Origin of the sequence: Bariatricus sp. HCP28S3_A7, from assembly GCF_052066375.1 — a bacterium.
Classification (GTDB): domain Bacteria; phylum Bacillota; class Clostridia; order Lachnospirales; family Lachnospiraceae; genus Allocoprococcus.
On sequence record NZ_JBQHSG010000005.1, the window covers coordinates 90,308 to 104,320 of the forward strand.

Consider the following 14,013-nt stretch of genomic DNA (forward strand, 5'->3'; position numbering starts at 1 on the left):
TGTCTATATATAGTTTTCAATTTTCTAGTACACAGAAGGGTCTGTTGGATCCCAGTTTTGATTATACGGTATTTTGGGTAAACTTGGTCTACCTAACGGGCTTGAGGACTCACCATCATATATCGTAATCTGTGTACTCCCCGTACTGCAATTGTCATATATCCACTTCGCATCTCCTGTGCATAACCTTACACATCCAGCGGATGCATTTGTTCCAAGTCTGTTAAATTGTCCCGGCATCAGAGAATGATTATCCCCCAACGTATAATATGGTACAGAATGGAACAATACATGTCCCGTAATTCTGCTGCAATACTGTCCTGCCGCTCCATACAATTGATGCCATCTATACTGAGTAGACATCGTAAAGGTTCCTAGCGGGGTTTTCGTTCCTCCTGTAGAACACAAAAAAGCCTTAATCGGAATAATGTACCCATTATCACCATCTTTTGCATAAACTGTTACACAGTTCTGTTTTCTATTTACCATAATATAATACGGACCGGATACCATTCCTCGCAAATCATCGCACATACTTCCATTAGAATTAAAATAATACTTATACCCCGAAATGTACTCCCAGCCAATTGCCATTTTTCCAGAATTCTTGAGGTAATACCAATGATCTCCCTGATTCAGCCACCCTGTTGACATAGCACCTGAATCCTTTAAATAGTACCAGTTCCCATCAACAAATTGCCATCCTGTTGCCATATTTCCTGAATCCTTGAAATAATACCAGGTGCTTCCAGATTTTTCCCAACCGATTGCCATGCTGCCATCACTCCGTAGATAGTACCATTTATTTCCAGATTGATACCATCCGGTTTGCATTTTACCCGAATCGGCGAAAAGATACCATTGTTCTTTTATTTTCTCCCAGCCAATTGCCATTGCCCCTGATTCTTTCAGATAATACCAGTGATTTCCAACCTTTTGCCACCCTATTGACATTTTCCCGCTATTTTGAAGGTAGTACCACTTATTTCCAGTAGAAATCCATCCAGTTTGCATTTTTCCCGAACCGGAAAAATAGTACCATCCCTCGTCAATATATTGCCAGCCGGTCAGCATTTGACCATCTTCATCTAAATAATACCAATATCCATTATCTTTGATCCATCCGGATACTCTTTCGCCAGAAGCACTAAATAAGTACCACGAAGACTCCAGTAATATCCATCCAACTGCCCGATAGCCTTCTTCATCAAAATAATAGTATTTCCCATCAATTTCTACCATTTCGTTACTGTAGAAACATCCTTCCCCATACTGATACTTCCATCCGCCTTCCGTTTCATACCACCCAGTCACCCCTTCCGGTGTATCCTCATCCACTTCATTTGAATCCATATTCGGCGTATCATTATAGGAAATCCCCTGTCCCTCTATATGATTATCTATTTTTTCACCCGCGAAAACTGTTATACTGTTTGCAGCTAACATAATCGCCATCAATACACAAACATATTTCTTCTTTCTCATTTTTTTAAACTCCTGTCTTGATTAAATAATATCTAATTTGTGGTGTTCCTGCTTTAATATTGGAAATAATATTGGTTTCAACCTGATGCCAGAAAACATCAGAAGATGGTGTGTCCCCCCAAAAGAAACCTATATGACAATCCGCCCCTCTTTTGCTCCAATCCGGTTCACAGTATATAATATCTCTTTTTTCTGCTTTTCCACTTGCAAGTAGCGAAGAAATCGACTCAAATTTATAATATACTGTATCCGTTTTCTTTGCATAGTCAAGCCAACTGGTTGCATTTACATACCCTCCAGTACGTCCCATCTTATCAATTTTGCTCAAATCACCACCACATTTTTGTACGACAAATGCAACAAACCCCGTACAATTCAAACCTGTATAGCCATTATTGCCCGGAGAACCATTAGGATGCATACACGGATCTTTAGCCCCGGTTGCCATACTCAATCCTGCATACCTTGTTCCCAGATAATACGAGTCGTATTGATGTGCTTCCAACTCTGCAACAATCTTCTCTCTGCACGTTCCTATAAAAACATCATCTGCTATTTTACCCTCAATCCATTTTCCAGAGGCATCAAAATAGTACCATTTTCCGTTGATAATAGTCCAATTCACTGCCATGCTTCCATCACTTTTCAGGAAATACCAGTTCTCATTCTCTTTCAGCCATCCTGTCTGCATTGCCCCTGATTCTTTAAGGTAATACCACGCTCCGTTTATTTTCTGCCATCCAGTTTGCATTTCACCATATGTATTAAAATGATACCATACTCCTCCTATATAATTCCATCCGAGCAGCATCTTTCCAGATGTATCCAGATAATACCAGTGATCGTTAAGATATATCCACCCAGTCGCCATGATACCGTTTTCTTGTAAATAATACCACTTACCGTTTACATTTGTCCAACCAGTAGCCATAGCACCTGATGTTTCTAAATAATACCACTTTCCGTTGTATTTCTTCCAACCGGTCACCATTCTTCCTGAAGATTCCAGATAATACCAATCCCCATTCAGTAACTGCCATCCCGTCTGCCTAACACCTTCTTCATTTAAAAAATACCAGCATTTCTTTACTTTAATCCATCCACTTGCTCTTGCACCTGATGTATCAAAATAAATCCATTTACCATCTATATACTGCCAACCAGTCATCATATATCCTTGATCATCAAACAAATAGTATTTTTCACCTATTTTTATCAATGTATCCCTAACATATAATGTATCAGCTAGTTTATATTTCCATCGTTTTCCAAATTTTATCCAACTTCCCTTTGCATCATATGTTTTGAAATGTTTTTCCTGGCTCTTTGCACTTCCTTTATTATTAAAAGCCCTAAAATATACAGTATAGTTTCCGGATTTTTCTATTTTCCATCGATAATCTCGGGAGACTTGTTTGATATCCTCAACAATGATCCCCGTATCACTTTCAACGATAATAATTTCATATTCATTTGCCCGCTCCGCACAAAACCGTAACAGAACTTCATCGCCTGCCATGTATGTTTTACTGTCAAAAATCATATTCAGATTAATCGGATCCGAGTTAGACACCGGACTTTTTTGTTCATTATTCTCAACTAAATCCGGCTGTGTCTGGGAATCCGCATTTTTCACTTTCTCTTCTTCGGCCGTTTCTTCAATAATGCCTGTATCCGTGCTTTCTTCTTCTACTCCCTCTTGCTCTCCTACCGGAACAGCGTTCTGTATCCCAGAACTTGCATAGGCAGCATCTCCCCAAAGCATGCACAGGCACATAACCCCAGACAATACACTTCGGATCATTCGTCTTGTTCCCATTTATATTCACTCCTTCGGTTCATTCAAAATTTATTTTTGAATAAACACCCTCAGATTACACTAACACTTTTGTATAATATTGTCAAATATTCCCTCAATGTTATTTCTATAACGCAAAGAACAAGTTGGTATTTTCATCTTATCCCAACTTGTTCTTTTATACATGGCAAATTATATACCATGAATGAATTGCAAAACTTATATACTTTCTTTTAAGTAACGAACCACTTCATCAGCTGTTTTTTTCTGCATTCCTTTCGTATCCTTGAAAGTTCCACTCATTTGCCAGGAAAATTTTGCTCCATTCAGATATTGTGCTGCATTTACCTGTTGCCTGTTTTCTTTTCCGAATGCTTCCCACCATTCGGGATATTGATTTTTCATAAATTCTTCTGCCAATCTGGCGGCTTCAGAACTCTCTGTCCCTGATACAGTCCCACTCATCTGCACACCGCCATTGGGCGTACTGTGAAGGATTAATACACTTCCATCTTTACACTGACCCAGACAGAGAAAACAATGCCCATTTATACTCACCACATCACCAGGATAGAATTTACTCTTCGGAGTACAGGAAATGGAATTTCCATAACCATGTTCACTCAATGTTTCCGCCATTTTCGATGATTTTACGACATATCCACCAGCATCTCTTCCCCCATATATAGAATTATAAATAGTCCAGCCCAGGTATCCAGAGCAATCCAGCCCTAAAAACCGCCCCTCTCTGTTACCATTGTTCCACGATGTTTTTCCCGGTAAATAGGAGTAGTTGTCCTTGTTATCCTGGAAATACTTCTCCCATTGCGGCCAGATTCCATCATGAACTGCCGTCTCTCCTGCAGCAGTATCTGATTCATCCCATCCACCGCCCCATACATAAAGTGTCTTTCCCAACGGTTTTATTGCATTCTTCAGGACATCCGATAATTCAATTTCGGCCAATGCACCACAGGTATTAAAACTATACCGTTTTCCGCCTATTGTCTGTATGCCCGTGAGCATCTTTCCGGAATCATTCAGATAATACCAGATTTCATTAACCTTTTTCCAGCCCGTGGCCATGCTTCCATCTTCATTCAAATAATACCAGTCGCTTCCTGCCTTTTCCCATCCTAACGCCATCTTCCCATCGTCACAAAAATAATACCAATTATTTTTCCAGAGAAGCCAGCCGGTTTGCATAGCCCCCGAGTCTGAGAAATAATACCAACGGCCGCCAATTTTTTCCCACCCTAAGGCCATCGCGCCGGATTCTTTAAGATAGTACCATTTACTTCCAATTTTTTCCCATCCGATTGCCATTCTGCCGCTTTTCTTCAAATAATACCATTTATTTCCCGAAAGCAGCCAATCAGTCTGCATGGCTCCTGAATTTGACAGATAATACCAACAGCTATCAATATTCTGCCAGCCCGTCTGCATTTTTCCATTTGAATCAAGATAATACCAATAACCATTTACTTGTATCCATCCAATGGCCATCTTACCCGAATCAGTAAAATAATACCAGTCATTATCAGATCTTTTCCATCCTGCTTTTGTCTCAATTGGGCTTGCCTCGTTCGTTCTATTACTTGCAAATACTGTAAAATTACTTGTTATCAAAATAATAGATACAATCATAGAAATGATTTTCTTTTTATTCATTTATAATCTCCTATCATTATTTTTCAACATTTATCACTTTACTTTATTTGGTACCCATACTCCATTCTCATCCACAAAATAGCGGGTACCATCTACCCATTCATTTACAGCCATGCTTCCATCGGCTTTCAGATAATAATTTCCTACCCAACTGTTCCGTACTTTATTTCCATTATAATTAAAATAATACCAGATATTGTCTATTTGCTCCCATCCAATTGCCATTACCCCACTGGATGACAAATAATATGTATCGCTAAGCCATTGATCCGCATACATAATTCCTGTTTCAGGATCCATATAATACCATTTATTACCAACTTTCACCCAGCCACTTGCACGTGTTCCTGATGAGTTCAAATAATACCATTTATTCTCTATAGACATCCAGCCCGTCTGCATAGTCCCACTGGATGACATATAGTAGGATTTACCCCCCACCTTGATCCAGCCCGTCTGCATGATCCCCGTTTCCGGATCCATATAATACCATTTATTTCCTATATTGATCCATCCGTTTTCACGCGCTCCTGATGAATTGAAATAATACCATTCATCATTGATGGTCTCCCAGCCCGTCTTCATAACTCCACTGGATGACATATAATAGATTTTACCGCCTACCTTAATCCAGCCCGTCTGCATAATTCCCGTTTTCGGATCTAAGTAATACCATTTTTCACTGATTTTTTTCCAGCCTGTTACACGGTAACCCTGAGCATCAAAATAGTACCATTTTTCCTCAATTTTGCTCCAACCATTACTCGGATAACTTCCATCTGGATTTCGATACCACCATCCCTTGGAATTCTGTATCCACTGACCAGAGGGCAATTCAGATTCTTCAGTCACGGTTACATCACATGTTGCAATTCTTCCCGCAGCTTTTGCCGTAATAACAGCTGTTCCCGGTGCGATCGCAGTTACATTTCCCTTTTGGTCAATACTGACTTTATTATTGTCACTACTGCTCCACAGAATCGTCTCACCTGCGCCTGTTCCATCAGGCAGTATTGTAAGCTTCAGTTTCACACTTTGCTTTGGTGACAATTCCAAATTGAACTGATCCAGTTTAATCTTTGTTACAGAATAATCATTACCAGATAAAGGATAAACATCCAAGGTACTGTCCATCTCGCTGTCAATTTCATGATCCGAAAAATTATTTTTCCCTTTAAGGAAGTATCTATATTCACTCTGTCCTGCATCCCATGTAGCATCAAGGAAATAATATTTTACCCCAATATTTGTCATATTCCATCCATGTGCGCCACCATTACCGATACCATAAATCATTCGCGTATCTACTCCGACATCCTCAAGCATCCTGTACATTAATGCTGAATACCCCTGGCATACCGCTTTTTTATTTATCAGCGCTGCATAAGCTGTAAACTTCAAAAAATAGGAATCATCATTTAAATTTTCGTAATCATAAGAAATATTCGTACATATAAAATCATATACTTTCCTGACTTTTTCGTAATCAGAAATATCCGGATCATTCAAACCGAGCCCTATAATCTGTTCCTCTATGGCTGTATCCAATTCCTTTTCCTGTTTTGCTGTAGTGTAATACTGAACATTCATTTCAAAATTATAATAGTAAATCCCGTCATACTGGGTATATTCTCCATTAATCTGGTACCGTCCATAATTCCACCTGAGATAATCCCCCTCATGTGGATCCTCTGTCTCTTCTAAAGCAAGTTCAACCCATTTATTAACCCAGCTGCTATCATACGCTATTTCCGAAGCATAATACAATTTGATGGTATTCTGCCGATTTTTCATTCCCTGTCTGATCTGGTTCACAATATTCTCGTCTTTTGTTTCATATTCCGGTTCAGAAAAAAGTGAAATACCATTTGAAGGGGTGTAAAACGGATCATCATCAGGAAAGACATCCTCATAAACGGGGTTAACGTAAACCTCGGTAAATATAGTCCCAGTTTCGGTATCCTGTTCTGCCGCACACACAACAGACTCAGAAGAAAACATTTGGCTATTACCCGTCAAAAAAATACTTCCTGCTATCAGCAGCATCAATAATCCTTTTTTCATCCTCTTTCCTCCTTAAAATCATGCCGAATCACGTAATGCATCTTTTCTGTTATCTAATTAAATTATATCATAAATACACACGTAATCCAATCAAGATTTTCATCAGACCAAACCTGATTTTATTTGCAGGCTATTTATTTTCCTTCATAAACCGCGAAGCATCCTTCATAAAGCTCACAGTGATCAAAACAATGACTGCCCCAATCGGGAATGCTGCGATAATGCTGACCGATTGGAGATTGCTCATTGAGCTCTCGGAAAACACCAGTGCAATCGGGAGTAAAATCAACAGCACGCACCACATCAATTGAACCAGTTTATGTGGTGACTCGTTTTCTTCCAGGCGATGATAGCTGTAGCAAGAGGCAATTAACGCAATCGAATCAAAAGATGTTGCATAAAATGCCACCATGGTAAGCAGGAGAAGTAATAATACAAACGGTGCGCACGGCAATGTCTTTATAATCGAGATAATCACCTGATATAAATCTCCTGTCTCCTGGTATAGTCCAATATAATCAACTGTTCCCGACATCTGCTTTCCCAGAGAATAATTTCCCAGTATTATAAAACTGATTATTGTTGATCCCACACCAAATCCATATCCTCCCAGAATGGTCTGCCGCACAGTTCTTCCCCTGGAAATGTTACCTATAAAAAATGGTGCTGCCACACACCAGACCATCCAGTATGCCCAATAAAAAATCGTCCAATTCTGCGGAAATGAAGTTGTTCGCTGAGGATCCGTAAACGTTGCAAGTTCAAAGAAATTCTGTATCATTCTTCCTAAAGCAGAAAAGCCGGTTTCAATAATATATCTGGCTTCTCCCCCGAACAGAAGAACAAATGCCAGCAAAGCAAAAAACATATAAATACATGATTTTGCCAGTAAACTTATTCCCTTAAATCCATGCAGCAGTGAATAGGTATAAATAATACAGGTCACGATTAAAATAATGATCGTGATTGCATTTCTGTTTAACTCTACATGAAACAGTTCATTAATCACACTTGCCATAAGCGGTGTCGCCAAACTGAATGTCGTGGCTGTTCCAGCCAGCAAAGCAAAAACAGCAAGTAAGTCTATGATTCTTCCACAAATTCCATCTGTATATTTTCCCAAAACAGGGCGGCAGGCTTCAGAATACTTCTGACGGTCCCTTTTGCGGACGTGAAGCATAAACCCGAACGCCACCGCAAGAACCAGATAAAATCCCCATGGAATCAGACTCCAGTGAAAAATAGGATAAACACTTGACCATTCCTCTACGCTTCCCAATTCCGCAATATGCGGATCAGTCGCATACAGTATCCATTCTGAAAACGAATAGAACAGAATATCTGCCGCCAGACCAGCAGTAAACATCATGGAACCCCATTCAAAAAATGAATACTTCGGTTTTTCACTCTGATCTCCAAGAACAATGTCCCCATATTTTGACAAAGCAATATACATTGACAGCAGGAAAACTCCCAAACCAATTACTAGATAATATGTACCAAATGTATCTCCAAGCACATACCTGATTTGACTTAACACAACATTAGACTGCTCCGGCAAAAAGAAAAACAAAATACTTAATGCAACAATAATCCCCATCGGCAGCAATGTAATCATCCAGTCAATTTTTTTATTTTCATCTTTGATAAATACTTTATTCTTCATTTAATTACCTCCCTCTGTTATTCCAAGGCCCTCGCAAAATAGATAGCTATATTTCTGATATTGATAAGAAAACTCAAATCCAGATACTTCTCCCTCTTTTTTGATAGGGCGAATTTCCACAATCTCATTTTCCTGACAATTCAGTTTTTCACATATTTCCTCCAAAACCTTATTTCCGGAATGCAGTACATACGTCTGGTCGAAATCTCTCAACTCTTCTATGCTGTCGAATTCCTCAATGATTCCCGCGGAATATTTATGAATATACATTTTCATCTCAGCCAGATGTTCCATAAAAATCTCTTCCCAGTATAGATCACTCTTTTCTTCATTCGAATACGCCTCTGAAAGATAAGGTATTATTTTTCTGGAAAATTCTTCATTAAAATATACGTGACCTTTCATAACCCAAGAATCTTTTCCACCTATTTGAACTTGTGTAATTCTTCCATCCGTATCCACATCCAGACACCATTCATCCGTAGTGCCCGCTTCAAAGACTGATGCATAGTACGCTTCTGTGGTTTCTTCCAAAAAAACATTTTCAGTAAAATAATTGTCTCCACTGCAAATAAAAGTATTCTTTAAATATTTCCTTGCAACATACAGCGTAGAATGGTTGTTCTTGGTTCTGAACAAACTATTCTCAACTAAAATCACACCGTATTTCTCTTCTAAATACTGAAACTTCTCTTTTAAATATCCCACCACAACTACAATTTCCCGGATACCGGCTTCATGTAGCTGCTCTATCTGCCTTTCAATGAGGATCTCTCCTTTCACTCGTAAAAGCGCCTTGGGAGTTTCCATTGATAGTGGGACAAACCTCGTTGACATCCCCGCAGCCATGATGATCGCATTTCTATTCATTCTCTATTCTCTCTTTCACAATTTTATAATATTCTTTTGCATAACGATATTGCCTCAACGAGTATTCTCCAAATTCAACTCCGCAAATCCTCTTATATTCACACCAGTTACTCCACAAAAAGCCACACACAGCAATATAACAGTAGATTTTTGTCCTCACCTGCTCCGGACAATTATATTCAAAGTAGGCATCAATTAATTCTTCAACTTTCTCTCTGTCATACATTGCATATATTGCAAACATTGCGATATCCACATGAGGATCCTGCATACCTGCATATTCCCAGTCAATCAGATACACCCGATCATGAACAAGCAGGAAATTATCCGGTACTGCATCAATATGTGTTAAAGTCCAATCCTTCCCTTGTACATCAATGTACTGTTTCAGTTCATACATCTTCTTCTTGGTTTCCTCATAATCACGATAAATCGATGCCTCACCCATCCGATATGATTCATACAGCTCGATCTGTTTAAAGATATCAAAGGTATGGTCAACCTCTATTTTCTCACAATGCATTTTTCGCAGATATGCCATACATTTTTTGACATCATCCGGGCTTTCCGGGTCACATACTCTTGCATCCTCCAAAAACTCTGTTATTTTATATCCATTCTCCGGATTCATATAGCAGATTGGCTCGCAAATCCCTTTTTCCCCTACTACACGATATACGTCATACTCCTGTCTGCGATTGATCATCTTACCGGTTCCTTCCCCCGGAATTCTCATAATGTATCTCTTATCCTTACATCGAAATCGGAAAGAACGGTTGGTCATTCCTTTTTTCAGGGCTTCAATTTCCACGATATCTTTCAATTCACATTGCAGAGTATCCGCCACAATATCCAGCAATTCCGAATTTAACTGATTCGAGTTCCCATCCAAATCTCTCAGTTCTTCCAATGTATTAATCTCAGCTACAGTTCCTGAAGGTACAACTTTAGGAAGCAAAATCATTTTATTATCCTGTACAGCCGCCTCTTCCCAAAATGAATGCTGATATTTACGGCTTTCCAGCATTTCCTGGATCCGCTTCTTCAAATGCACCGCTTCCTCACCACAGACATAAGCAATACCGATCATCCGGTTTCCATTTTCTTCTTCACTTACACATTTCAGTTCCCGTTTCCGATTTACCTTTACAGTACTTTCTACGTCCTCCTGCTCACTCACCATATACCACGAATACAACTCGTTATTATGAAACGGATTCGTTTTACACCAGATATCACATGGAACAATATACGCGTTATCAAGTGAACTGCTTACTTTTGCCAGCGAATATAAATTGTTCTTGTCTGCATAATGCTTATTATATACCAGTTCAACTCCATATTTATCAATCAAATACTCATATTGTTCCTTCATAAATCCAACTACTACTTTTATTTCTGTAATCTGAACTTCTTGAAGCTGTTTTATGATTCTTTCGATTAGTGGTTCTCCCTTCACTTCCAGGATTCCCTTTGGCACTTGTACATTAATCGGTATCATACGCATCCCCATCCCTGCAGCAAGGATAATTGCCCGTTTCGGTTTTCCTTCAGCAAACAAATGCTCTGCTTTCTCTGTAAGTTTTAAGCCTTTATCCAAAAAACCTTCTTCACACAATTCTTTAATGGAAGAGTTCACCTTCCCTAATGAATATCCTGTCTCACTGGCCAGTATTCTCTGATTACTATAACTATTCTCTTTCAGCGCGTTCATCAAATCAAATCCTTGTATGTTCATGTAATTCTCCTTTTTTTATTTTATGAACTTTTTATGGTTATATTAACACTTTACTTCCTGTATTTCAAGAGTTTTTTTTAAAAGTAATGATGGAAAAATCGTTTGTAATATCAAATTAGAAAATACAAAAAGGAGCCTCGCTCCACAACTGACCTATCAGTCATTTTCGAGACTCCTCCTTGCATTAGAACTGAAAAGCATCTTTTCACAAAACCCGTTTCACATACGCGAGTTTATTCACTTTCTCAATTCTGTTATATTCATCAACAGTCGTAATATATGTTCCTTTTTTGGGATTTAATGCATGCATCATAAGTCCGTCACCCAAATACAAAGCTGCATGCCCCACTTTTCCATTTCTCTCATAGAATATCAAATCACCCGGACGCCAGCTGCTCCTATCCAAAATATCCACACTGCTGCCACACGTAGCCTGATCTGCTGAGCATCGTGGAAGTGAAACTCCTAACTGCTTCATCGCATATTGTACAAAGCCACTACAATCCCAGCCAGAGGTTGAAGACCCCCCATATACATATGGAACGTATGTATATGTTTTAATCTCTTCAAACTTCTCCTGCATCTCCGGTAACCATCTGCCACTTTTTGACAAGAGATACCATTTTCCATTTATAAATTGCATTCCAGTCTGCATTGCACCACTATCGCTCAGATAATACCATTCACCGTCAACAAATATCCAGCCAATCTGCATAATGCCTTCTGCATCCATATAATACCATTTGTCAGAAATCTTTATCCATCCCTGCTGTGCTGCTCCGGATACTCCAAAGTAATACCAGTTATTATCCAGACAGATCCAACCATAAGCCATTTTCCCATTGGAATCCAGATAATATTTCTTGTTTCCAATACACTGCATTCCTGTCTGCATAACCCCTTCATGGTCAAAATAATACCAGGCACCATTGATCAATTCCCATCCGAGGCAAGCACTCCCTGATTTGCTGAAATGATACCAGCCGTCGTCGACCCATTCCCATCCAAGAGCCATGGCACCACCACTCTTTAAATAGTATTTATTCCCTTGTATTGTCAGGATACCCGTCTGCATAACTCCGTCTTCATCCATATAATACCATTTATTATTCCAACGAAGCCATTCTCTATGTGCAGTATGATCCATGTCAAAATAGTACCAGTCATTATCCAGAAATGTCCATCCCGTTTCGGTATACAGCGAACCATCTTCCATGAAATAATAGATATTCCCTTGAATCTGCAACATTCCAGTCTGCATTTCGTTGTCGAGATAAAAATATAGTTGTTCCTCTATTTCCACAAATCCATTTTTCTCAACTTCAGTCTCTTTGTCAATGTTCTCTCCAATTTGCAAACCTTCTTTATTTTCAGATTCTCCACCATTCTCCGATTGCATTAATTCTACATTCATATTATCAGTACTTTCTGCATATACAGTATCTTCTTTCAGAAACGTCAATACTGTCATAATTATACACAATATGAATACTTTGATATTTCTTTTCATCCCATTTTCCTCTACTGAATCTAATCTGACAAACTGTCAAATATTCTATTCTTCATTTGCCACGAGGAAAATTATAGCATAAAAACTATCGGGAATCTATCATTTCTTAATTCTTTATTACATTTTTTTATATTTTATTTCTTTTTTATTAACAAATTATTTATGTGGTTTCATATCTTTGACCCAAAGTCCATCGTTATCAACATAATAATTTCCTACCCAAGTATTCGTCAACATGGCTCCACTGGAACCGAGATAATAATTTTCAATCCAGGTATTGGATTGCATCGCTCCGCTTCCAGAGAAATAATACCATTCTCCCCCGATCTTTTTCCATCCGGTCACCATCTTTCCAGATGTATCAAACCAGTACCATACTCCATTCACTTGTTCCCAGCCTGTTGCCATTGCTCCGGAAGGTTTCAGATAATACCAGTCTTTGTTATATTGTTTCCACCCTGTTAACATATCCCCTTTTTCATTCAGGTAATACCATTTTCCGTCAATCATCTCCCATCCAATGGCTCTGGCACCTGTGTCTCGATAATAATACCATTTATGATTCACATATTTCCATCCAGTCTCCATATACCCCTGTTCATCAAAACTATAGTATTTCCCATCAATCTTTAATATGGTATCCGCAGCGTAGTTATTTCTCGGAAGTTCATACTTCCATTTTCTTTCAAACTGTACCCATGTTCCTCTGGTTTCAACTACATGCATATAATACTTCTGGCTTTCTGCCGTCCCAAATTCATTACTTGCACGGAAAAAGATGGTGAACCTTCCTTCCTGCTCCAGCTCCCACGGATATACTCCCCCTTTATCAGTTCCGAAAACATATACGTTCTCTGTAGTTTCTGTATCGCAGACAACAATTTCATAATTCAATGCATTTTCCGCAACGATCCCTATTTGAAGTACATCACCCACTAACAATGTTTTACTCTCAATAGAAAGCTCCAGCCCACTCGGAAATCCTTTCTCAATGGATTCCTCCGTACGGACTTCTGAAGTATGATCGAATAATTCTCCATTTTCTGCGCCATAAACAGAACTGACATTCATGATATCCACACACAGGCAACAGAGCAGAAACAAACCCATTTTCTTTTCCACTTTACCTTTCATTCCCATCATCCTTCCTATCCAAAACAGGCAGCGCCCTATGGCCTTCCGCCATAGAGCGCCTCTTTTACTAAAAATAA

Annotated in this window: 9 protein-coding genes; all 9 read right to left on the bottom strand. The window is 39.0% G+C overall.

The genetic code is table 11. The features are described from left to right. Positions 1 to 24: 24 nt before the first annotated feature. The 9 genes from ACTNA4_RS05270 to ACTNA4_RS05310 all read right to left on the bottom strand — a co-directional run bounded on the left by ACTNA4_RS05270 (position 25) and on the right by ACTNA4_RS05310 (position 13,936). Positions 25 to 1,485 (bottom strand): L,D-transpeptidase family protein, encoded by a 1,461-nt coding sequence (locus tag ACTNA4_RS05270; protein ID WP_441028905.1) that lies wholly within the window; start codon positions 1,483 to 1,485, stop codon positions 25 to 27. A gap of 4 nt (positions 1,486 to 1,489) precedes the next feature. Next, complete coding sequence (locus ACTNA4_RS05275; protein WP_441028907.1) at positions 1,490 to 3,304, bottom strand: hypothetical protein; 1,815 nt, start codon at positions 3,302 to 3,304, stop codon at positions 1,490 to 1,492. Between the two features lie 198 nt (positions 3,305 to 3,502). Further along, positions 3,503 to 4,954 carry a hypothetical protein gene (locus ACTNA4_RS05280; protein WP_441028909.1) on the bottom strand — a complete coding sequence of 484 codons (1,452 nt, stop codon included), beginning with the start codon at positions 4,952 to 4,954 and terminating at the stop codon, positions 3,503 to 3,505. 33 nt (positions 4,955 to 4,987) lie between these two features. Next, entirely contained in the window at positions 4,988 to 7,018 is a 2,031-nt protein-coding gene (locus ACTNA4_RS05285) for a transglutaminase domain-containing protein (protein ID WP_441028911.1), read from the bottom strand. 130 nt (positions 7,019 to 7,148) lie between these two features. Beyond that, positions 7,149 to 8,684 carry a BCCT family transporter gene (locus ACTNA4_RS05290; protein ID WP_441028913.1) on the bottom strand — a complete coding sequence of 512 codons (1,536 nt, stop codon included), beginning with the start codon at positions 8,682 to 8,684 and terminating at the stop codon, positions 7,149 to 7,151. Then, a complete protein-coding gene (locus ACTNA4_RS05295) occupies positions 8,685 to 9,554 on the bottom strand; it encodes an NTP transferase domain-containing protein (RefSeq protein WP_441028915.1) in 870 nt (289 codons plus the stop codon). Beyond that, positions 9,547 to 11,292, bottom strand: coding sequence for a phosphotransferase (locus ACTNA4_RS05300; RefSeq protein WP_441028917.1), 1,746 nt, complete (start codon positions 11,290 to 11,292; stop codon positions 9,547 to 9,549). Before ACTNA4_RS05300 ends, ACTNA4_RS05295 begins: the two co-directional genes overlap by 8 nt. A gap of 205 nt (positions 11,293 to 11,497) precedes the next feature. Further along, positions 11,498 to 12,802, bottom strand: a complete 1,305-nt coding sequence (locus ACTNA4_RS05305; protein ID WP_441028919.1) for a C40 family peptidase — start codon at positions 12,800 to 12,802, stop codon at positions 11,498 to 11,500. 156 nt (positions 12,803 to 12,958) lie between these two features. Beyond that, positions 12,959 to 13,936: a hypothetical protein gene (locus tag ACTNA4_RS05310; protein ID WP_441028921.1), complete on the bottom strand. Its 978-nt coding sequence runs from the start codon at positions 13,934 to 13,936 to the stop codon at positions 12,959 to 12,961. Positions 13,937 to 14,013: the final 77 nt, after the last annotated feature.

Excerpts from the sequence above, each read along its gene's own strand:
- ACTNA4_RS05280 (WP_441028909.1), bottom strand. The coding sequence starts at position 4,954 with ATGAATAAAAAGAAAATCATTTCTATGATTGTATCTATTATTTTGATA.
- ACTNA4_RS05270 (WP_441028905.1), bottom strand. The coding sequence starts at position 1,485 with ATGAGAAAGAAGAAATATGTTTGTGTATTGATGGCGATTATGTTAGCT.
- ACTNA4_RS05295 (WP_441028915.1), bottom strand. The coding sequence starts at position 9,554 with ATGAATAGAAATGCGATCATCATGGCTGCGGGGATGTCAACGAGGTTT.
- ACTNA4_RS05290 (WP_441028913.1), bottom strand. The coding sequence starts at position 8,684 with ATGAAGAATAAAGTATTTATCAAAGATGAAAATAAAAAAATTGACTGG.
- ACTNA4_RS05275 (WP_441028907.1), bottom strand. The coding sequence starts at position 3,304 with ATGGGAACAAGACGAATGATCCGAAGTGTATTGTCTGGGGTTATGTGC.
- ACTNA4_RS05300 (WP_441028917.1), bottom strand. The coding sequence starts at position 11,292 with ATGAACATACAAGGATTTGATTTGATGAACGCGCTGAAAGAGAATAGT.
- ACTNA4_RS05305 (WP_441028919.1), bottom strand. The coding sequence starts at position 12,802 with ATGAAAAGAAATATCAAAGTATTCATATTGTGTATAATTATGACAGTA.
- ACTNA4_RS05285 (WP_441028911.1), bottom strand. The coding sequence starts at position 7,018 with ATGAAAAAAGGATTATTGATGCTGCTGATAGCAGGAAGTATTTTTTTG.
- ACTNA4_RS05310 (WP_441028921.1), bottom strand. The coding sequence starts at position 13,936 with ATGAAAGGTAAAGTGGAAAAGAAAATGGGTTTGTTTCTGCTCTGTTGC.